The 20,826-nt window shown below is 37.5% G+C and carries 16 protein-coding genes; 11 read left to right on the top strand and 5 right to left on the bottom strand.

Annotated elements, in window-relative coordinates; genetic code table 11:
* Positions 1–9: 9 nt before the first annotated feature.
* Both L1275_RS03990 and L1275_RS03985 read right to left on the bottom strand, forming a co-directional pair.
* The gene (locus L1275_RS03990) at positions 10–2,805 is read right to left on the bottom strand and encodes a carboxypeptidase-like regulatory domain-containing protein (RefSeq protein ID WP_253470067.1); all 2,796 of its coding nucleotides are present in this window, start codon (positions 2,803–2,805) and stop codon (positions 10–12) included.
* Between the two features lie 353 nt (positions 2,806–3,158).
* Positions 3,159–3,584, bottom strand: a complete 426-nt coding sequence (locus L1275_RS03985; protein ID WP_253470065.1) for a hypothetical protein — start codon at positions 3,582–3,584, stop codon at positions 3,159–3,161.
* A 353-nt stretch (positions 3,585–3,937) separates the two neighbouring features.
* Here L1275_RS03985 and L1275_RS03980 point away from each other — a divergent pair, with 353 nt between their 5' ends.
* From L1275_RS03980 to L1275_RS03955, 6 genes are all read left to right on the top strand, one after another.
* The gene (locus L1275_RS03980; protein WP_253470063.1) at positions 3,938–5,182 is read left to right on the top strand and encodes a regulatory iron-sulfur-containing complex subunit RicT; all 1,245 of its coding nucleotides are present in this window, start codon (positions 3,938–3,940) and stop codon (positions 5,180–5,182) included.
* Positions 5,166–5,657, top strand: coding sequence for a gliding motility lipoprotein GldH (locus tag L1275_RS03975; RefSeq protein WP_253470061.1), 492 nt, complete (start codon positions 5,166–5,168; stop codon positions 5,655–5,657). The genes L1275_RS03980 and L1275_RS03975 overlap by 17 nt, the downstream gene beginning before the upstream one ends.
* 170 nt (positions 5,658–5,827) lie before the next feature.
* Positions 5,828–8,125: a transglycosylase domain-containing protein gene (locus L1275_RS03970; protein ID WP_253470059.1), complete on the top strand. Its 2,298-nt coding sequence runs from the start codon at positions 5,828–5,830 to the stop codon at positions 8,123–8,125.
* A gap of 71 nt (positions 8,126–8,196) precedes the next feature.
* Positions 8,197–8,898 carry a CoA transferase subunit A gene (locus L1275_RS03965; protein WP_253470057.1) on the top strand — a complete coding sequence of 234 codons (702 nt, stop codon included), beginning with the start codon at positions 8,197–8,199 and terminating at the stop codon, positions 8,896–8,898.
* 87 nt (positions 8,899–8,985) lie between these two features.
* Positions 8,986–9,642, top strand: a complete 657-nt coding sequence (locus L1275_RS03960; RefSeq protein WP_253470055.1) for a CoA transferase subunit B — start codon at positions 8,986–8,988, stop codon at positions 9,640–9,642.
* A 136-nt stretch (positions 9,643–9,778) separates the two neighbouring features.
* Positions 9,779–10,936: an AI-2E family transporter gene (locus L1275_RS03955; RefSeq protein WP_253470053.1), complete on the top strand. Its 1,158-nt coding sequence runs from the start codon at positions 9,779–9,781 to the stop codon at positions 10,934–10,936.
* Positions 10,937–11,015: 79 nt separating this feature from the next.
* Here the strand turns inward: L1275_RS03955 and L1275_RS03950 are convergent, their stop codons facing one another.
* Positions 11,016–12,305, bottom strand: coding sequence for a GNAT family N-acetyltransferase (locus L1275_RS03950; RefSeq protein ID WP_253470051.1), 1,290 nt, complete (start codon positions 12,303–12,305; stop codon positions 11,016–11,018).
* A gap of 127 nt (positions 12,306–12,432) precedes the next feature.
* On the opposite strand from L1275_RS03950, the gene L1275_RS03945 reads away from it, so the two are divergent.
* Positions 12,433–13,698, top strand: coding sequence for an ectonucleotide pyrophosphatase/phosphodiesterase (locus tag L1275_RS03945; protein ID WP_253470049.1), 1,266 nt, complete (start codon positions 12,433–12,435; stop codon positions 13,696–13,698).
* A 51-nt stretch (positions 13,699–13,749) separates the two neighbouring features.
* On the opposite strand, the gene L1275_RS03940 is transcribed toward L1275_RS03945, so the two are convergent.
* Together L1275_RS03940 and L1275_RS03935 are read right to left on the bottom strand one after the other, a co-directional pair.
* The gene (locus L1275_RS03940) at positions 13,750–14,094 is read right to left on the bottom strand and encodes a hypothetical protein (RefSeq protein WP_253470048.1); all 345 of its coding nucleotides are present in this window, start codon (positions 14,092–14,094) and stop codon (positions 13,750–13,752) included.
* Between the two features lie 12 nt (positions 14,095–14,106).
* Positions 14,107–15,633, bottom strand: coding sequence for a carbon-nitrogen hydrolase family protein (locus tag L1275_RS03935; protein ID WP_253470046.1), 1,527 nt, complete (start codon positions 15,631–15,633; stop codon positions 14,107–14,109).
* A gap of 154 nt (positions 15,634–15,787) precedes the next feature.
* On the opposite strand from L1275_RS03935, the gene L1275_RS03930 reads away from it, so the two are divergent.
* The 4 genes from L1275_RS03930 to L1275_RS03915 all read left to right on the top strand — a co-directional run bounded on the left by L1275_RS03930 (position 15,788) and on the right by L1275_RS03915 (position 19,314).
* Positions 15,788–16,126, top strand: coding sequence for a single-stranded DNA-binding protein (locus L1275_RS03930; RefSeq protein WP_253470044.1), 339 nt, complete (start codon positions 15,788–15,790; stop codon positions 16,124–16,126).
* A gap of 844 nt (positions 16,127–16,970) precedes the next feature.
* The gene (locus tag L1275_RS03925; protein WP_253470043.1) at positions 16,971–17,333 is read left to right on the top strand and encodes a hypothetical protein; all 363 of its coding nucleotides are present in this window, start codon (positions 16,971–16,973) and stop codon (positions 17,331–17,333) included.
* 590 nt (positions 17,334–17,923) lie between these two features.
* Positions 17,924–18,448: a hypothetical protein gene (locus L1275_RS03920; protein WP_253470041.1), complete on the top strand. Its 525-nt coding sequence runs from the start codon at positions 17,924–17,926 to the stop codon at positions 18,446–18,448.
* Positions 18,449–19,011: 563 nt separating this feature from the next.
* The gene (locus L1275_RS03915; protein ID WP_253470039.1) at positions 19,012–19,314 is read left to right on the top strand and encodes a hypothetical protein; all 303 of its coding nucleotides are present in this window, start codon (positions 19,012–19,014) and stop codon (positions 19,312–19,314) included.
* Positions 19,315–20,826 lie beyond the last annotated feature (1,512 nt).

Below are 20,826 nucleotides of genomic sequence, written 5' to 3'. Positions count from 1 at the left end.
GTAAGGGATTTAAAATTGGTAGTAGATGTTAAGTAAGTATTGACGCCCAAAGCCATAAATATATTGGTTGGCAAACGGATGTGGGCTGTTTTTGCGACCGGATGATTGTTGTTTATAGTTGGCGGTTCGGTTTTGTTCCTGACCTGCTACCTTAGTAATCCGATCCAAAACATTGTGAATGCTGCTAAAGAATCCGAAGGTTTTGCGGTCGACTTTCCATGATTTGGCTAGTTTTATGTTGACTAGTACCAAACTGTTTAGCCTTTCTTGTTTTAAATTTTCTTTTAGATCCGCTTCACTGATGTTTTGATAGGGGGACTGGTTTGGGCTCATAGGATCGATGACAAACTGATCTGTTCGTCGCATGGGCGCAATTTGTACGTGATTGTGATCAAAATAGTTGACGTTGACTCCCGCTGACCATTGCTTGTGATTGCGATAGTCTAAACCCAGTGAAAAAGCCGTTTGCGGACCTGCAGCGAGTCTGTAATTTTTCAAATAGCTGGTTCCGTAATTTAAACCGGTTTGGAGCTGATCAATATGTAATTCGATATGGGGATGGTTGGTGTAAAATGTTTGTGCGACTGCCGCTGCGACAATACCGCTAATCTTTCGGGATATTTGATAGTCAAAACCCATTTCAAATCCGAGACTTCGCTTGTTGATTCCTTGGAGAATTTGAGTGACATAAGCGTTGTTTAGAACGTTTATAGTACCTTCTTCTTCATAAGCTAATTCTAGATCTTGGGAGTAAAAAGAAACCTGTTCTACGGCATGGCGTATTTGTGAAAGAAAGGCGCTTGCTCTTAAACGTACATTTGGGGTTTGGTACACATAACTTGCGTCAATGCTAAATATGGTTTCGCTTCTGAGATTCGAAACGGGGTGGTTATTGATGCGTGCATTGGTAAAACTGTTTTTTAGAGTTGGTGCCTTTTTGATATAAGCAAGATGGAGATCCACAAAATGTGCAGGCGAGAATCGAAAGGAAGTTCCAGTTTTAAAACCGTAATTGCTAAAATTTACAGCAGCACTCTTTCCATACGAGTGTTCGGGATAAAGGCCGTTTTTGTAAAATCCGATTCGCTGATAATTTGTTTGGGATACTTCGTTAGCGAGATAAGCGGTTAGTTTTTTGCGTTGAAACCGGATCTGGCTAAACAATTCAAAAATTTCCGCTTGTAGTTGATAATGATAACCCAAGCGATCTCCTTTATAAACCGTTTTATTGGGGTGATGCAAATCGGTTTGTGATAGATCATTTTTATAAAAGGGATTGATGTCTAAATAGCCATCACCACCTAACAAATCGGTCACTATACTAAAGTTATCAGAATGGAGGCGACGGTAACTAAGAGCGCTGTTGAACTGAAATTGTTGTGAGAGTCTATGGTTTAAATTGGAATTAAACGAGTAGGATTGGTCATCCGTTCGATCGGCGTAGAGTATAATACGACTAGGGCCATTCATCAGGTTGTTGTGGTATATCTCGTCCCAATTGATTTGGCTGTTGTTTGTGAAGTGGTTTTTATAAGTTGTGGCAAGCGTTTTATAAGGCTCTTTATCTCCTTGAAATTCGCCGTGGATATCATGAAAATGGGCATAATAACTCGGCAAGTTTTTGTAGTATGTCGGAAGGGGATTGTTTGCGCCTAGATACCCCAGACGACTCCTCGATATTTTGCCAAATTGAAAATACACCGTGGATGACAAGGTCGTTTTTGGACTGATTGACCAATAGTGAGACAATATAAAAAAGGGTTCTTGTACAACTGTTTGCCGTGAATTGCGTTGTCTACCAGCTTGCCAACCCCAATTCGGATTGTATTGATGTCCCATCAATTCGGTAATTTCATCGGTTAGAGCACTATTTAGAGTTCTTGTGTTGGAGGCATATATTCCATTAAAACTTAAAGCATGACGGTCGTTCAGCTTTTTTTCAACAGCGAAGGAAAGCGAATGTATACGAGAATGGGTTCCCTCAAAATATACCTCATTAGCCCTGCTAAAAGAGGCGGAAAGTGCATAGGCCCAATCTTTTTGGAGTATACCAGATGAATGTGTGATGGACAATCGTCCTTGGTAGGTGATATTGGTCATCGAATGAGTTATACGAGTGCCTTTGCGTTGGTCTGACGCTCGAATCTGGATCATTTGTGTTCCCGTAGTACCTCCGAAAGTATAGTTGGTTGGAAATATACCCCTCGATAATTCTTGATGTCTAGTAAGTTCGTGCAACCCATTCCAATTACTGCGTAAAGGGCGTCCGTCTATGATCTTATTAACAACGATGCCATTTATCAGTGTTTTGTGGTATTTGCTGTCTAAGCCTCGGCTTTTAAAACGCATAGGTGCCCAGTTAGTTGCAGCAACTCGTTGGAAAATATCTTTCGAAGCGCGTATGAATACGGCACTGTTTTCCTGCCCATGATCCTCGTCAACGAATTCGTGATCGCTCATGTGGATATGGTTCGTCAAAACATCCGCTGCAATGTCCTTATCTAAAATAATAACGCCTAAATCAATAGCTTTTCCAATTGGCAGTTCTATAGGGAATCGTTTCGTAATATATCCTGAATAAGTGACCATCAAGATAAAAGTCCCTGCAGAAACTTGGTTAAAAATAAAATACCCATCAGCATCTGTATACTCCAATTCATTACCACCCACGATGGATATACCAACATCTTTTAAGGGGTAATGTTGCTGTGAATCAATGATGCTACCTTGAAGTTGCTGATTCTGCTGGGGCCAAGTGTGTATAAGTGGTAAAACTAGAAAAAGACTACACCATAGTTTTTTCATAGATTATATATTAAAACAGTACTTGTGACTGATTTATAATGACTTAACAGTGATAAAAATAGTTTTTTGAAAATAAAAACATTCCCTATAAATGTGGTTTCGGCTTGTAGCTGTGTTAAATTTTTGATGATTCGACTCATTGATTGGATCGGTTGATCGCTTTTCAAAGTTTCAATGGGTGTCGCGCAAAAAAGGTTTTGCGCGATAGTTTCTATTATGAGTTGAGACTACAAACAAAACCCCATCACGAATTTATGGATGGGGTATTTATGTAATTTAGATATTCTCTGTGAAAAATAAGATCGATAACTTGATAAAAACGGATTGGATTTATCTGAATCGCGTAGTAATCATTAAACTTGTGGAATCACGATAATCTCAGATGCGGTATTGTGATCACCTGGATTGATTTCTCTTAATATAAATTGTTCCGTTCCTTTGAAAGTAATGATGATTTGAGAATTATGACAACGGACGGACTCGATTTCTTTTCCATCAAGTTGGTATTTTGCTTTGTAGTCCACATAGACCACTTCATCGATATGCGCTTCGGATTGGTCGACTTCAGTTTCCTGCCAGTTCTCCCAAAATCCCGTACCGGCATCTAAAAAGAAACGGTTCCAGTTTTTGTCTTTGATTTTAATAAAAACGAGTAAGGGTTCCCGATCTTCCAAGTCTTCCATTCCCAAGAGTCCTTCTAAAAGGACATTTGAAAAGTCACTAACCACAAAATCAGTATCCTGATATATTCTTCCGCTTATTGGGGTTTCTTCTTTCATAAAGTAATTTAATTGTAATCAAAGCTACTGTTAATTTTCGAAAAGTATTGGTCTGGGTGAAGAAAATATCCCTTGCTGTATTCGGAGTTTTTTATCCGTGAAAATCAGCTCTGAAAAGGAGAGAGGGTGATGGTGAAAACGTGAAATTTAACACTTCTCGTCGAAGGGTCTTTGTGGGGAATGGATTTAAAAGGCAAAGGCTGCTTTTGTAAATGGCTTCATCTTTAGGAGGTTGTAATTCATAATCTATCGCAAAAATAAATGAAGTAACCTACAAAAAATACTATCTTTACAGACGATTAAACAAAAATGATTTATAACAACCTTGGGTTGAAAATATATAAAAATATAGAATGGCTTGTACAAATTGTTCAACAGGAAAAGATAGTTCGGGTACACCGAAGGGGTGTAAAAATAATGGAACGTGTGGTACAGATAGTTGTAATAAACTAACGGTTTTTGATTGGTTATCCAATATGTCATATCCAAATGGCGATGAGCCTTTTGATGCGGTAGAAGTGCGTTTCAAAAACGGTAGAAAAGACTTTTATAGAAATACGGAAAAACTGACTTTAAGTATCGGTGATATTATTGCAACGGAAGCCTCACCAGGACATGATGTTGGTATAGTGACTTTAACAGGTGAATTGGTTAAGGTACAGATGAAAAAGAAAAAAGTAGATGCAAAAAGCACGCTTTTAAAAGTATATAGAAAAGCGACACAAAAGGATATCGATATTTGGCAAGATGCTAGAAGTAAGGAAGATCCGATGAAAGTTAGAGCTCGTGAATTGGCGATCAAGCTGAATTTGGAGATGAAAATTTCGGATATTGAATTTCAAGGAGATGGTTCTAAAGCAACCTTTTACTATACAGCGAATGACCGAGTAGATTTTAGACAACTGATCAAGGATTTTGCTCGTGAATTCAGTACGCGTATTGAGATGAAACAAGTGGGTTTCAGACAAGAAGCTGCTCGTTTAGGCGGTATAGGATCTTGTGGTAGAGAATTGTGTTGTTCAACTTGGTTGACCGATTTCAGAAGTGTAAATACTTCTGCAGCTCGATACCAACAATTATCATTAAACCCGCAAAAATTAGCTGGTCAATGTGGTAAATTAAAATGTTGTTTGAATTATGAATTGGATACCTATTTGGATGCACTAAAAGGTATGCCGGATTCTGATACGAAAATCAACACGGTAAAAGGAGATGCCTATTGTCAGAAAATCGATATTTTCAAGGGACTGATGTGGTTTGCTTATGCTAGTAACTCTGCCAATTGGTATGTTTTGCCTGTAGAACAAGTGAAGGAAATCGTCGCTTTAAACAAAGCTGGTGAAAAAGCAAAAGAATTAGAGAATTATGCGATTGAACCAGAAGTAGGGGAAGAGAAAAACTTCCAGAATGCTGTGGGTCAGGATAGTGTGACGCGTTTCGATCAGCCTAAAAAGAAAAAGAGACCTGCTAAAAAAAGAGTACCGAATAAGACTAACGCGCCTAATAACGCTGCAGCTCCGGCACCCAATAATAGCCAGTCTAATAAAAATCAAACCAATAACAATTCAACACATAGAAAAAATGCTCCTAAGAAATAATATTCTTTTAGCAGGGTTCGCGTTACTCTTTGTTTTTGCTTCATGCGACAAAAAGAGTTTTTTCGACGAATACCAAACGGTTGGTTCCGCATGGAATAAAAACGATGTTAAAAAGTTTGTGGTTGAACAGCAAGATAGTTTGGGTTCATACAATTTGTTTTTAAACGTTCGCAACAATAAAAAGTACCCTTTTAACAATCTGTACGTGATTTTGAAAATTCAGCAACCCAATGCAGCAGTATTGGTAGATACGTTGGAATTTCAAATGGCAAATGCAGACGGATCACTATTGGGTACTGGATTTACGGATGTCAAAGAAAACAAATTGTGGCTTAAAGAGGGGTTTCAATTTAAACAAGCCGGGACCTACAATTTCGAGATTCAACAAGCCGTTCGGGAGTCTGGCAAGGTTGGAGGAGTAGAGGTTCTAGATGGAATTTCAGAAATTGGCCTAAGAATTGAGCATGCCAACTAAAGAGTACTAGATTGGATAGCACTTCACGAAGGGTTAAATCCATTTTAGACTATTTGAACAACGACAATAACAAGAATATAGAAGTAGTGATTACAGGGGATCGATAGTGTCAACTTCGGTATGAGTATGGCTATTTCAAAGGATAAGCAGAGAAACAACAACAACAGTATATGAAAAAACAACAAGTTACAAAACCCAGTGAATTTGGGGCCTATATAAAATGGTTTTGGATTTTATTTGTAGGGGGAATGACAGCCATTATTTTATTTTTCCTTTTCGCCTCATGGGGTGTATTTGGAGCGATGCCTACATTCGATGAACTTGAAAATCCGGCGAGTAACGTTGCAACAGAGATTATTTCTTCCGATGGAAAAACCTTGGGAAAATTTTATTTAGAGAATCGCGTTCCAGTGAAATTTGACGATTTACCCGACTACTTAGTAAAGGCATTAGTAGCTACTGAGGATGAGCGTTTCTACGAACATTCGGGTATAGATGCGCGTGGTACTTTAAGAGCTTTAACTTCGGTTGGTAGTAACGGTGGGGCAAGTACAATCACCCAGCAGTTAGCCAAATTGTTGTTTCACGGAGAAGGTTCGCGAAATATTTTTGAAAGAATTGCTCAAAAGGCAAAAGAATGGGTTATTGCCGTGAAATTGGAGCGTCAATACACCAAAGAGGAGATCATTACCATGTATTTGAACAAGGCAGATTTCGTTAATAATGCGGTTGGAATTCGTTCTGCAACCCGTGTTTATGTAGGAAAAGAGCCTAAGGATCTTACGATAGATGAGGCAGCTATGTTTGTAGGGATGCTTCAAAATCCTTCGTACTTCAATCCAGTACGACGTCCTGAACTGGTTCAGAACAGAAGAAATGTCGTATTGCATCAAATGGAGAAAAGCAACTTTATTACCGAGGAAGAGAAATTAAAGTTCCAAGGTAAGCCTTTGGCTTTACACTTTACTCCGGAAACCCATAAAGACGGTATCGCTACTTATTTTAGAGAGTATTTGCGCGACTTTATGAGAAGATGGGTAAAAGAGAACCCAAAGAAAGACGGATCGACTTACGATATTTACCGCGACGGACTTAAGATTTATACCTCTATCGACTCTAAGATGCAACGTTATGCGGAAGAAGCGGTTACGGAGCATTTATCTAATTTGCAGGAAGAGTTTTTCCTTCAAAATAAAACGAATAAAACAGCACCATTTTTAAAATTAAATCAAGCTGAAATTGAAAGCATCGTCAACCGTGCTATGAAAAATTCCGAGCGTTGGAGACAGATGAAAGAACAAGGGAAATCGGAAGCAGATATCTTGGCCTCTTTCAATAAAAAAACCGATATGCGTATCTTTACTTGGAAAGGGGAGCGCGATACCATCATGACACCGAGAGATTCAATTATCTACTACAAGCACTTTTTGCAGACCGGTTTGATGGCTATGGAGCCACAAACGGGAAACATTAAAGCTTGGGTTGGTGGTATCAATTACAAACATTTCCAATACGATCACGTTGCTCAAGGAGCGAGACAGGTGGGATCAACTTTTAAGCCTTTCGTTTATGCAACGGCTATAGAGCAGTTACACTATTCTCCTTGTGACTCGATTATCGATTCACCGTTTACGATGCCTAAAGGGCGTTATGGAATCAGTGCAGACTGGTCTCCGCAAAACTCTTCGAGATCGTATAGAGGTATCATGACATTAAAAGCGGCTTTAGCCAATTCAGTGAATACGGTTACAGCAAAATTAATGGATAAGGTAGGACCAAAAGCTGTAGTGGATATGACTAGAGATTTGGGAGTGAAATCTGAAATTCCACAACAACCCGCAATTGCTTTAGGAGCTGTAGAAATCACCGTATCGGATATGGTTGCGGCCTACAGTACTTTTGCGAACCAAGGGGTATACATCAAACCGCAGTTTATCATGAGGATAGCTGATAAAAATGGTGTTGTTCTGTACAATGCGGTTCCGGAAGCTAAAGACGTATTGAGTAAAGACGTGGCCTATACCGTAGTCAAATTATTAGAAGGAGTTACCGAATCCGGTTCCGGTATTCGTTTGCGAACGGGAAGCGGCGGTTCGGGTTATGCCCGAGTAACGGGACACCCTTATAAATTCACTAATCCGATTGCCGGTAAAACGGGAACCAGTCAAAACAACAGTGATGGATGGTTTATTGGAATGGTTCCGAATTTAGCCACAGGTGTTTGGGTGGGTAACGAAGATCGTGCAGCCCACTTTAGAAATACTTTATACGGGCAAGGAGCTACTATGGCATTGCCGATATGGGGGATTTTTATGAAAAAATGTTATGCCGATCCCGATCTAAAAGTGTCGAAAGGACAATTTGAACGACCGGCAAATCTATCGATTAAGGTCGATTGCTGGAAAGCCGATGTTGTAGAGACAGAAACCGATTCAGTAGGAATTAGCACAGAAGAATTCGATTTTTAAAATAACCAAAACGCCTTTTTTTAAAGGCGTTTTTTTTATAATTTTAACCAAATTAATTAAACCAATTAGTTATGATAAATAAAAGAGTTGCAAATGTAGAAGTTGCTTTGCAAGACATTACCGATAACGTTACTATTATGCTTGGTGGATTTGGATTATGTGGCATTCCTGAGAATAGCATTAACGAGTTGGTGAAAAAAAATATAAGCGGTCTGACTTGTATCTCCAACAATGCTGGAGTAGATGATTTCGGATTGGGATTGCTTTTGAAAAAAAGACAAATAAAAAAAATGATATCCTCTTATGTGGGTGAAAATGCAGAATTCGAAAGACAGATGTTGTCTGGTGAATTGGATGTAGAATTAACTCCACAGGGAACACTAGCTGAAAAATGTAGAGCAGCACAAGTGGGTATACCGGCATTCTTTACACCAGCTGGATATGGAACTGAGGTAGCAGAAGGTAAGGAAGTTCGCGTATTCAATGGTAAACCACATATATTAGAGCACGCTTTTGATGCGGACTTTGCTATTGTCAAAGCATGGAAAGGCGACGAGGCGGGTAATTTGATCTTTAAGGGAACTGCTCGTAATTTTAATGCGTGTATGGCAGGAGCAGCTCGAATTACCATTGCTGAAGTGGAAGAATTAGTTCCGGCTGGACAATTAGATCCCAATGAGATTCACGTACCTGGTATTTTCGTAAAGCGTATTTTCCAAGGAGAAAAATATGAAAAGAGAATCGAACAACGTACGGTGCGTTCAAAATCATAAGTAACTATTTTAAAAACGGATGTATCGCTTGCAAACCCTAGTTTGGTAGCAGTAGATCTGGAGTTGTTAACCATTGAATCAAAAATTATGTTAGATAAAGTAGGCATCGCTAAGCGAATTGCACAAGAATTAAAAGACGGTTATTTCGTCAATTTAGGAATCGGAATACCGACTTTAGTAGCCAATTATGTTCCTGAGGGAATGGATGTTGAATTTCAAAGTGAAAACGGTGTTTTGGGTATGGGACCTTTTCCTTTTGAAGGGGAAGAAGATGCTGATTTAATTAATGCAGGTAAACAAACGATTACCGTTTTAGCGGGAGGTTCTTTCTTTGATTCGGCTACGAGTTTCGGAATGATCCGCGGTCAACACGTGGACTTGACGATTCTTGGAGCTATGGAAGTCAATGAGAGAGGGGATATCGCCAATTGGAAAATTCCCGGTAAAATGGTTAAAGGAATGGGGGGCGCCATGGATTTAGTGGCCTCTGCAGAAAACATTATCGTAGCGATGATGCATGTTAACAGAGCCGGAGAATCGAAAATATTAAAAGAATGTACTTTACCGCTTACTGGTGTGAACTGTGTAAAGAAAATTGTTACGGAATTGGCTGTTTTGGAAGTAACCGATAAAGGTTTTAAACTTTTAGAGCGCGCTCCCGGAGTTACTGTAGAAGACATTATCAAAGCAACGGAAGCAGACTTAATTATAGAAGGAGAAATTCCTGAAATGAAAATGGATTAATTCCTTATAATATTAAATTAAAAAGCCTTTTGAAGAATTTCTAAAGGCTTTTTTTGTAAAAATTAAGAAAAACATTGAAGTTAGAACTTTTTTGTGTAAATTAACTTGGTATAAACTCCTCTTAAACTGACGAATCATGCGATTAAAACCCGAGTTACCCTTTTATTTAAAATTATCTTGTGTACTGATTAGCATTGTTATACTGGGATATCTAAGTGTTTTAGGGCAAAATGTATTGGTACCCATTATTTTGGGATTGTTGTTTTCTACATTACTAGTTCCCTTCTGCGGATTCTTAGAAAAAAAATTACGATTTCCCCGTTCGCTAGCGGCTATAGTTGCTACCGTTCTTTTTACGGGTATTATAATCCTGGTTATTTATCTGTTGGCAATGCAAATGACGAAGCTCGCAGACGATTGGCCGGCTTTTCAGCAGCAATTGCTCGATTCGTTTACCTCGCTGCAACTTTGGGTGCAAGATCATTTTGGAATCGAACAAAACAGCCAGTTGAATTATATTACTGAAACGGCATCCAAATCGATCAGTACAGGAACCGATATGTTGGCCAAAATGCTGAGCTCTATATCCAGTGTAATCATGTTGTTGGTATTTACTTTTTTATATACGCTGTTTCTGTTGTTGTATAGAAGACATCTCGTTAAGTTCTTGGTTATCGTATTTAGAGATAAACATCAAGATGTGGTATTGGATGTAATCATTCAAATACAAGTAATGGTTAAAAGGTATTTGATTGGATTGTTGTTGCAAATGGTCATTGTGACCGTATTGGCTTTTGTGGCTTATACCATCATTGGTGTCAAATACAATTTTATGTTGGCGATTTTGACGGGGGTACTCAATATCTTACCGTATATCGGAATATTTATGGCATTAGTCATCGGTGTCATCATTACTTTTGCAACGACTTCCGCCAGTCATGTATTGTTGGTAGTAGCTGCTATAGTAGTGATTCACGCCATCGATGGGAACTTAATCATGCCAAAAGTGGTGGGTTCCAAAGTGAAGCTCAACTCCTTAGTGGTGATCTTAGGTCTGGTTATAGGCGAGATGACTTGGGGTATATCGGGTATGTTACTTACGATACCAGTATTAGCCATTATGAAAATCGTTTTTGACCGTGTTCAAGACTTGAGACCGTGGGGATTCTTATTGGGTGAAGAGGAAAATGAAACGCCTTTGTTCAATAAAACCATTACTAAAATCTTTAAAAATCAAGAAAAAACGAGTGATGATGATAGCGATATAGCGGACGACATCAAAGACGATAAATAACCTAACTACGGCACAAGGTTTTAGTGAAAAACCGAGGGCAGTATTGCTTTTACGTCTAAATGGCTTTGTTCCGTGTTTTTTAAAACAGATAAGGAGTATTGGTTTGTCGAACAACCCAATCACCGCAGACTTTTTTCTGTAAGCTCCAATCTGTAACGGTATCTGGGGGCAGTTGTAGTCCGCGCTCCATTGCGGCACGTTCGTAAAACTGTTTTCGGGTTTGGTTATAAGGAGCTACTAAATTATAAATAGCGTTCTGCTCATCTTTTTCTTGAATTAACAATTGTGTCGTCAGCGCAATAACATCGTTTAGATGAACCATATTAACACTTAAATCCGGATTTTCGAATTCGGATTTTTGCGTTAGAAACGTAACGGGATGTCTATTTGGTCCAAACAAACCGCCCAGTCTCAGTATGGTCGTTTTCAAAGAACTCTGATCGAGTAATAGTTTTTCTGCCAACACGATCTGCTGACCGCTTTCTGACTCGGCAGCGGTTGGAGTCGTTTCCGTTATTAAGGCAGCTTGACATCCGTAGACAGAAGTAGAACTGGTTAAAAAAACTCGCTTTACAGCGCTTTGTTGGATAAAGGGAAGTAACTGTTCGATTTGCAAGTGATAGGCCAGATTAGCGTGCTTAAAACGCGGAGGAATAGCAATGATTAGGATTTCGCTGTTATCTAAAAAAGCATGCAGTTCCGCCTGATCTGTGGAAGGATCGTCTAAGTTGATTAGAAAAGGGGTGATTCCCGAATCTTTGAATACCGACAATTTTGTTGAGCTGGTCGTAGAACCTTTTACAAGATGTCCCAAGCTTATTAAATGTTGCGCTAAAGGCATGCCTAACCAGCCGCACCCCAAAATACTAATCGTACTTTTTAGTGTTTTTAGCGTTTGCAGTTCATACCACAACTGATCTGAGGTATTGGGAATTAAAGTGAATTGGTTCTTGAGTAAAACGCGTTGTGAGGCAAAATTCTCCAAGGCAGTACGTGCTAGTATCTTGTGGTAGCCTGTTTTTTGTAAATATTCCACCAGCAAACGGACAACCTCAGAGGCATATCCGTTACCCCAAAAATCCCTTCCTAGCGAATAACCGATTTCGGCAGTGCCCAAATCTTTAGGGGTATAGACAACGGTACCCATAAGTTTCGCTGTCTCGAGATTGACGATCGCCCATCTAAAAGTAGTGCGGGTTTCGATATCTATCCGAGCGCGTTCTATCGTTTGTACAGCGTCTTCTAAAGTTAGAAGTGGAGCTGTTTGCCGAAACTTCATCGCTTCCTTATCCGAATAAATTAGAAAGAGATCAGTGCTATCTTCGGTATTTAATTCGCGAATTAAAATTCTTTCGGACTGGATTTTCATAAAGTAGAGGTTTTTTTTCAACAGGTAAAAGTAAAGATAATTCTGTGAACCTATAAAATATTAGATCAGTATTGAAGTTTAACGCCGACTTAATATCGGTTTATATAAAATGGAGTAAATTTGAATTATGAGAAAATTAGTTTTATCGCTGTTGTCGATCACTGTGATTTTGGGATCTTCATCGGCTTTTGCTCAGAGTGAAAACGAGCAAATTGTAGTTGCGAATCGAAAAAATGACGAACAGCAACAGAAAAAGCCTTATTTAATATTGATTTCTGCAGATGGATTTCGTCATGATTATATTGAAAAACACCAAGCGAGTTTTTTGAGTGAATTGAGTCGAAGTGGAGTTAGAGCGGAGGCATTAATCCCGTCTTTTCCGTCGGTAACCTTTCCGAATCACTATACCATAGTGACGGGTTTGTATCCATCGCATCACGGATTGGTAGGTAACAATATGTACGATCCTAAAATAGAAGAACGTTATTCTTTGCGCAATGCAAAAGCGGTGTTGGATCCCGCTTGGTACGGAGGAACTCCGATTTGGGCTTTGGCAGAACAGCAGAAAATGTTGACGGCTTGTTACTATTGGCCGGGATCAGAAGCGGCTATTCAAGGGGTTTTACCAACGTATTATTATCCGTATTCGGAAAAAATACACATCGACAAACGCATTGAAGAAGTTGTGAAATGGTTGCGACTACCCGAAGCGGATAGGCCCCATTTGATCACGTTCTATTTTCCAGAAGTCGATCACGCCGGACATACCTACGGACCTGATGCTCCAGAAACCAAAGCTGCGGTGCAATACATCGATGCATCTGTAAAAAGTTTGGTCAAAGCGGTAGGGCAAACAGGGATTGCGGTCAATTATATGTTTGTGGCAGATCACGGAATGACTGCTATTAATCAAGAGCAATTGTTAAAACTGCCTATGGAAGTCAATCCGGAAGAAATGGTTGTGGTAAGTGGCGGGGTCTATATGAGTTTATTTGTAAAAGATGCCGATAAAATTCAACAAACCTATCAGGAGATCCTAGCTGCTAAAGCACCACACTATCAAGTATACCTGAAAACAGAAGTACCTGAAAAATATCATTTTGGGGCTAAAGATGACTATTTTGGAAGAATTGGAGATATCGTGCTTATTGCTGATAGTCCGTATTACTTCTCGAATCACAAAGCAAGCCCGGGAGCTCATGGATACGATCCTTATCAATATCCAGATATGAATGCTACCTTTATGGCTTGGGGACCACAAATCAAACCCAATACTCGCGTTGAAAAATTCGAGAATATCCACATCTATCCGTTGATGACCACGTTGTTGGATTTAAACCATAACAACAAGATTGACGGTGATGACCGCATGGTTAAGCAGATTTTAAAATAAAAAAATCACCAATGAAAAAGCCTCCTCTTCATATAGAAGAGGAGGCTTTTTTTATTTTCTGATTACCAGTAGACAATATTCGTGATCGATATTCATATATCCCTGATCGTAAACAAAATAATAGGTAGTTCCCGATTTGGTTTGATAAATACTGGTGAATAATTGAAAATCAAATCCCTGTTGTAATAATTTTGAAGTCAGGATTTTGGTTTTACCATCTTCATTGAGTAAACATAGAATGCGGTAGTTTTTGCGCAATTGATTGTTGGTGTTTCGCATTAAGTTATTGGAGTCCTTATTGATTTTGTTGTTATAAGAATTCCGACAGCTGTCGTTACAAAACTTTTTATCTTCTCGGCCTACTAATTTTGTTTCACATTCTAAGCAAGTTCTCATGTCACCTTGATTTTACTTCAGTTTTTTAGTCTCATACAAATCGGTTCTTCGATCCTTTTTAATTTGAACACTACCGTGTTCATGCAGTTCTTTCAACAGGTTTACGTCCACATCTACGATAAGGGTCATCTCTGTATTGGGTGTCGCTTCGGCTTTAATTCCATTGGTTGGGAAAGCGAAGTCTGACGGTGTGAAAACCGCCGCCTGCGCAAATTGTATATCCATGTTGTTGACCTTCGGTAAATTCCCTACACAACCGGCTATGGCTACATAACATTCGTTTTCGATGGCTCTGGCTTGTGCGCAACTTCTAACGCGCGTATATCCGTTTTGTGTATCCGTTAAAAACGGAACAAAGAGAATATCCATTCCTTGATCGGCTAATAAGCGCGATAGTTCAGGAAATTCTACATCATAACAAATGATGATTCCAATTTTCCCACAGTCGGTATCAAAAGTTTGAATTTTCGAACCGCCTTGCATTCCCCAATAATGTACTTCGTTGGGGGTAATATGGATTTTGGAATACATCTCGTAAGTACCGTCTCGTTTACATAAGAATCCGACATTATATAGGGTCCCATCAATCATATACGGCATACTTCCCGTGATTATATTGATGTTGTATGAAATGGCAAACTCCTGAAACTTTTTGCGAATCGCATCGGTAAATCGAGCCAATTCTCTGATGGCTTCGGCTTCGGATAAGTGATTGTAATCCGCCATCAATGGAGCGGTAAATAACTCGGGAAACATAGCGAAATCACTCTCGTAATCGGCTACGGCATTGATGAAAAACTCGGCTTGATCAAAAAATTCTTCCAAATCGTTGAGCAAACGCATTTGCCATTGGATCAATCCCAATCGGACCACACTTTTTTTGGTGTTGATTAACTGTTGTGTCTTCTCATAGAAAATATTGTTCCATTCTAGTAACACGGCGTATTCTTTCGAGTCTTTATCGCCTTCGAGATAATTGCGCATCAGACGAACCACGTGAAAGTCGTTGCTTAATTGGAAGGACATCACCGGATCGTGTATTTCTTTGGCGCGTACTTTATCTAAATACTGCTTAGGCGTGAGTTCTTTGGAAAACTTTAAATAATTCGGAATTCTTCCTGCAAATACGATCGACTTTAAATTTAATTGCTCGCAAATTTCTTTTCGGGCATCATATAAACGACGGCCCAAACGCAAACCGCGGTATTTCGGATGAATAAAAACATCGATTCCATAGAGTACATCACCGTCTGGATTATGTGTGGAGAAGGTAGAGTTTCCGGTTATGGATTCATAAGTGTGGTTAGACATGGCAACACTTTCATCGACAATCAAGGATAGCGCTGAACCCACCACGATATCATCGACCAACACCACCAACTGACCTTCTGGGAAGGTTGCTAATAAAGCCTCGATCTCATCCTTAATCCAATAGGAGTCCTCCATGCCTTCATAAGATTCCATCATCGATTTTTTGAGTTCCAAATAATCTTCGACTTGAAGGTTTCTAAGTTCTACTTTATTGATCGCTGCTTCCATTGTTTTTTTTCTTTTAAAGGTAATAAAAATCCATTTGCAAACGCTTACAAGCAGTTACATTCGACTGTAAATGTTTTTTAAACGGTTAGTAATTTTCAAAATAAGTGATTTGTAGGACAAAAACAAAGATGTTTAATTTAAATTTTTTAAAATTATGAGTACAATAAGAAACAGCGTAAGGCTAATTGGAAGATTGGGTAGAGACCCGGAAGTAAAGGAATTCGAAAGTGGAAAAAAGGTCGCTCGATTTAGTCTGGCCACTTCTGATATTTATTACGACGATCAAAGTAATCGAGTAGAGCAAACTCAGTGGCATTTGGTAGCAGCTTGGGGGAAATTGGCTGGTACTGTAGAGCAGTTCTTGCACAAGGGGCAGGAGATTGCATTGGAAGGCAAATTGGTTTATCGCGAATACGAGAACAAAGAGGGCATCAAGAAGCATGTGACAGAAATTGTTATTTCGGAGTTGTTGATGTTGGGAGGTAAGCCGTGATTTGTGTTGAATTTAGGGTCGGGGCAAGATCTGGCCCTAAATTATAACCGTTAAAGAGAGAGAAAAAAGGGTATTTATATCCTACGCTACCGTGCGCGTCTTCTCGCGTGGTCTGTACTATATACAAAAACTCTCACTCATGGTGGGAGTTTTTGTTTACAAAGGTGGTTTATCGATAAAAGTAGGTCTTCTGATTATGTCAAAATAGAATTAGGTTTCTTTGTATATTAAGTGCGGTTTAAAAGTGGAATTTTAGTATATTAAATTTTGCCACACGAAAGGATTGACTCCGTCGAATTCCATTTCGTGCGGCAGCGGGGGAGTAGAGTGTTATATGAACAATAAAGAGAACTAATAATGATGCAATTAATAGGAGGGGCGTTGTGTATTATTGTGAGTAGCATATATTTACTCTATTTAAAAAAAAGAGACTTAAGTGAGAGTGATTTATGGGATAAGTCTACTGTTTTTAAAGGTTATATTGGAGGTGTTGGAATATTCATTATTGGTGTAATATTGATGTATAGATTTTTCGCATAGGATTATACCCCCGCTAGCGCACGAGTATTAAAAATACCCGGATACGCTACCGCGCGAGTCCTCTTGCGTGGTCTATGTTATATACTAAAATCCCAATATGATTGAGAGTTTTGTGTTTACTAAGACAGTATATAGATAAATGTAGATCTTCTGATTATGTCAAAACAGATTAGGTTTCTTCGTATATTACTACTCTTTTGATGAAAATGAATTGATGTAGTTAGTTTTTCCACACGAAAGGATTGACTCTGTCGAATTTTATTTCGTGCGGCAGCGGGGGGGGTAAATTTAAAATAATAATAAAATGAAATTTAATGATTTTTATTGGCATGATGCCATAATAAAAAATATTCAAATTGATAGAAATAATCCTGGAAATGATGATTCTATTTTGTTTGAAGTAGAATGGCCTGAAGATAATGAAAGAGGCCTTCTAGTTTTTGAAGACGTTTATTGGACTTCGATGAATTTAAATTTTGGGATAATAGCAGATGAATCTATTTTGGATGTGACTCAGTTAGATAAAAAAAACGAAGATTTAGTCAATTTCTATTCGAAATGGAAGGGAGTTATGAATGAAGTGCAGTTGAATACCTATAAAATTGAATTAAACTCAACGGGAGGTGAGATAAAAATCATTGCAAAATCATTTAGAATAGACAAGTAGTTGTTGCCGCCCGCTGGTGCGCGAGTATTAAAAATGTCCGGATACGCTACCGCACGAGTCCGCTCGCGTGGTCTATAATAAACACAAAACTCTCAATCATGTTGAGAGTTTTGTGTTTGCTAAGGCGGTTTATCGATAAAAGTATGTGTTTCAAGTTTGGTAAAATAGATCAGGTTTCTTCGTATATTACTATTCTTTTGATGAAAATGCATTGATATTGTTAGTTTTGCCACACGAAAGTATTGACTCTGTCGAATTTCATTTCGTGCGACAGCGGGGGGTAGGTGGGCTTGCTACTCAAAAAGGTAGTGTTCTTGGAATAATTCAGTATTTTTCTAGTGCATTTAGTCTGTATGGAAATGATAATACTGATTCATCAAGTGAATAGGTTAAACATACTTATAAAAGTTATCATACCAGAATAATACCTTATACAAATTTGCCTTATGGTGTAGTTCCTACATTGAAAGATACTGTTTTATCAAAAGACAAAGTTAATGATGTAGATTGGAGTAGGTTAAGTACGAGAGATTCGTTAAGTAGGTTAAATGAAGCTAAAAGATTGAATGCTAAATATAATTTAAATTAAAATGAGAATATTAATTTTAACGTTGTTAATGTTATGCGTTTCTTGTAAAAAAGAAAAAAAGAATACAGATCTCTTTGACAAATATAAAGGCATTCAACTTACAGAAACACGATCAGAATCTTTAGAGAATAATATAAAATATTCTTTAGAATTTCCAGACACTTTAAAAGTGAATCAAGCATATGATGCTGTATTTGAATTCGAAAGTGATTTTGATACTATTGTAGCACCGATGGTTGTGGATTCTATTAAATTTCGAACAATTACGTTATATTATTATAATCCAGTGAGAATAGGTGTCAGAAATAAAGAAAGTGACTTAGTCCTAAGGGATTCTATTTTGATTCCTAATAAAAAATTCACCTTAGGAAATGTGAAGTTTACAGAAAAAGGGAAATATTTGTTTTTGGCGTTAATTGAAGATGAAATTATGTATAATTTTTACAATGCTGAGGGGATAAGAGATTCTGTTCATTTTAATAGGAAAATTCAAGAAGTTAAAAAAGAAGTGGTTGTAATTGAGTAGTTTAAGCCTCTGCTCCATCTGCCCCGCTACCGCGCGAGTCCTCTCGCGTGGTTTATAATAAACACAAAACGCTCAATCATGTTGAGCGTTTTGTGTTTACAAAGGCTGTTTATCGATAAAAGTAGTTCTTCCAACTTTGTCAAAATAGAGTGAGGTTTTTTGTACATAATTTGCGTTTTAAGACAGGAATATATGTATATTGATTTGCCACACGAAAGGATTGACTCTGTCGAATTTTATTTGGAGTGGAGGCAGAGTTTTTTAAGTACCACACGAAAGGATTCGTGCGGTAGCGGGGGTGATCAGTAGTTAATCTAAATTCATAAGATATGATGGGAATAAAATTTATGAATATAAGATTCATAATAATCGTATTTCTTACTAGTACAGTTACGTTCGGGCAGGTCAATGGTGAACATTTAGAAACATCAGAACGATTAGTATTGAACAATCTTAATAATCATCTTATTGAAATAGTTGAACTAGTATGTTCTGAAAATAAAGAAATTTAGCAAAATACTATCCTTATACTCAATGTTGACATAAACCCTCGTAAAATAAAAGTGACTATACTTGAAAAAGATTTGTTGAAATGGTACTCTAAGGAGAAGTATAGAAAAATAAAAGGAGTCTGTAATATAAATGATAGAGAAATATTAGTTTATGGAGAAGGTTATAACTATTATTTTAAAAAGACAGAAAATAAGGTTGATGTAAGTGGTTTAAGTTTTGGGGAAGGCGAAGAAGCTAATAAAAAAGCTTCAAAACCTATGTTTAGACCAATAATCGACCCAATAGTTTGGGTGTTTTTCGTTGATGTTGATGGATTTGAATTGGAGAGAAAAGATGTTCTAAATCCATTTTAATTTTTGAGTAATATTTAGATGTCTTAATAAACACAATAACACCGATTTCTATCATTCGAAATTGTATCAATATATTATGAGAAGCTAAAAAAAACAAAAGATGAGAGACATAGTTATAGTTTTAATAGTATCTCTGTTTTGTTGGATTTTTTATTTTTACGAGAGGAAAAGGGAAGCACAGAAAATCTCCGATAGTTAATTAAAAGGGTATTATTGGTAGTTAAACTTTAAAGTGTTGATAATGGCGATTGTGTGCAGTATAGTTGCTTGTTATCTTTTAGTTATTTATTTTTAAGGAACAATAGAAAGATAATTAGTATTGTTTTTGTAAATCTTCCACGGATACACGCAAAATGTTTACCGCTATGTTTAATTCTTAACTAAGAAGAAGTGAAAAATTATGAGTAATGTTCGAAAACGTAGCCTAGTGTATTTGATAAGTTTTTTGGTTATTCTACTTTTAGTGACATTTATCTTGACTAATCATTATAAGAAAAAAGAATTCGCGCAAGAAATATATTTTATTGTAGAGAAAGTGGAAGTAAGCCCTGCTCTTCGATGCTTTTATTACAACGAAGAGGGTGATAAGTTATTATTGAATAGTTATACTTTTTATGCTCCGTCAGAAATTGAGAAAGGTGACATAATAACAAAAAAAACTAATTCGAATCAAATTGTAATTTATAGTAAAAATAGTTTGGGAGTAGATGAAATAAAAAGAGTTATAGATATTAAATAGATTTTGTAATATATAATATCTCGCGAGTCCTCTCGCTTGGTCTATAGTAAACAAAAAACACTCAATCCTGTTGTGGGTTTTATGTTTGCATAGACAGTTTATCTATAAAAGTAGGTCTTCTGACTTAGGCAAGATAGAATTGGGTTTCTTTGTATATTAATTGCGGTTTAAAAGTAGAATTTTAGTACATTAAATTTTGCCACACGAAAGGATTCGTGCGGCAGCGGGGGTAGGGTATGCTTTTGCAGTTTTTGGCTCTCAACTTAAGAAGAAATAATTAATGAAAAAAAAAGTGTTTGTAACTATTGTATTAGGAGTATTGTTATTTGTAATAATAAATACTTACAGTAATTCAAGAAAAGAATTTTTAATAAGTTATAATTTTGAGATTAGTAAGATAGTGGCTTCTCCAACCAAAAGTGTAGCTGTATACAAAGGTGAAGAGAAGGTCTATCTTTGGAATTTTTCAATTCGAGAGAATGATGATATAAGGATAGGAGATGTCCTTGTAAAGGGTAGTTGTTCAGAATATTTATTTATTTATTTATAGAGTAAATGAAAGAGGATATAAAAAAAAGTATTTAAAAATAAAAGCTAATGGAATCTTTCCATACAGGTGGTTTTGTCATTAAATTTAATAACCTCCGCTACCGCACGAATATTTAACTACCGGGCTACGCTACCGCGCGAGTCCTCCCATAAATCCGCAACTCTATAGCAGAAGTTGATATTTTATCATTTAGAACTACTAAGGATGAAGAAAAGTAGCTTAA

Origin of the sequence: Flavobacterium sp. HSC-61S13 (genome assembly GCF_024171535.1) — a bacterium.
Classification (GTDB): domain Bacteria; phylum Bacteroidota; class Bacteroidia; order Flavobacteriales; family Flavobacteriaceae; genus Flavobacterium.
This window is presented reverse-complemented; position numbering and strand designations above follow the sequence as displayed.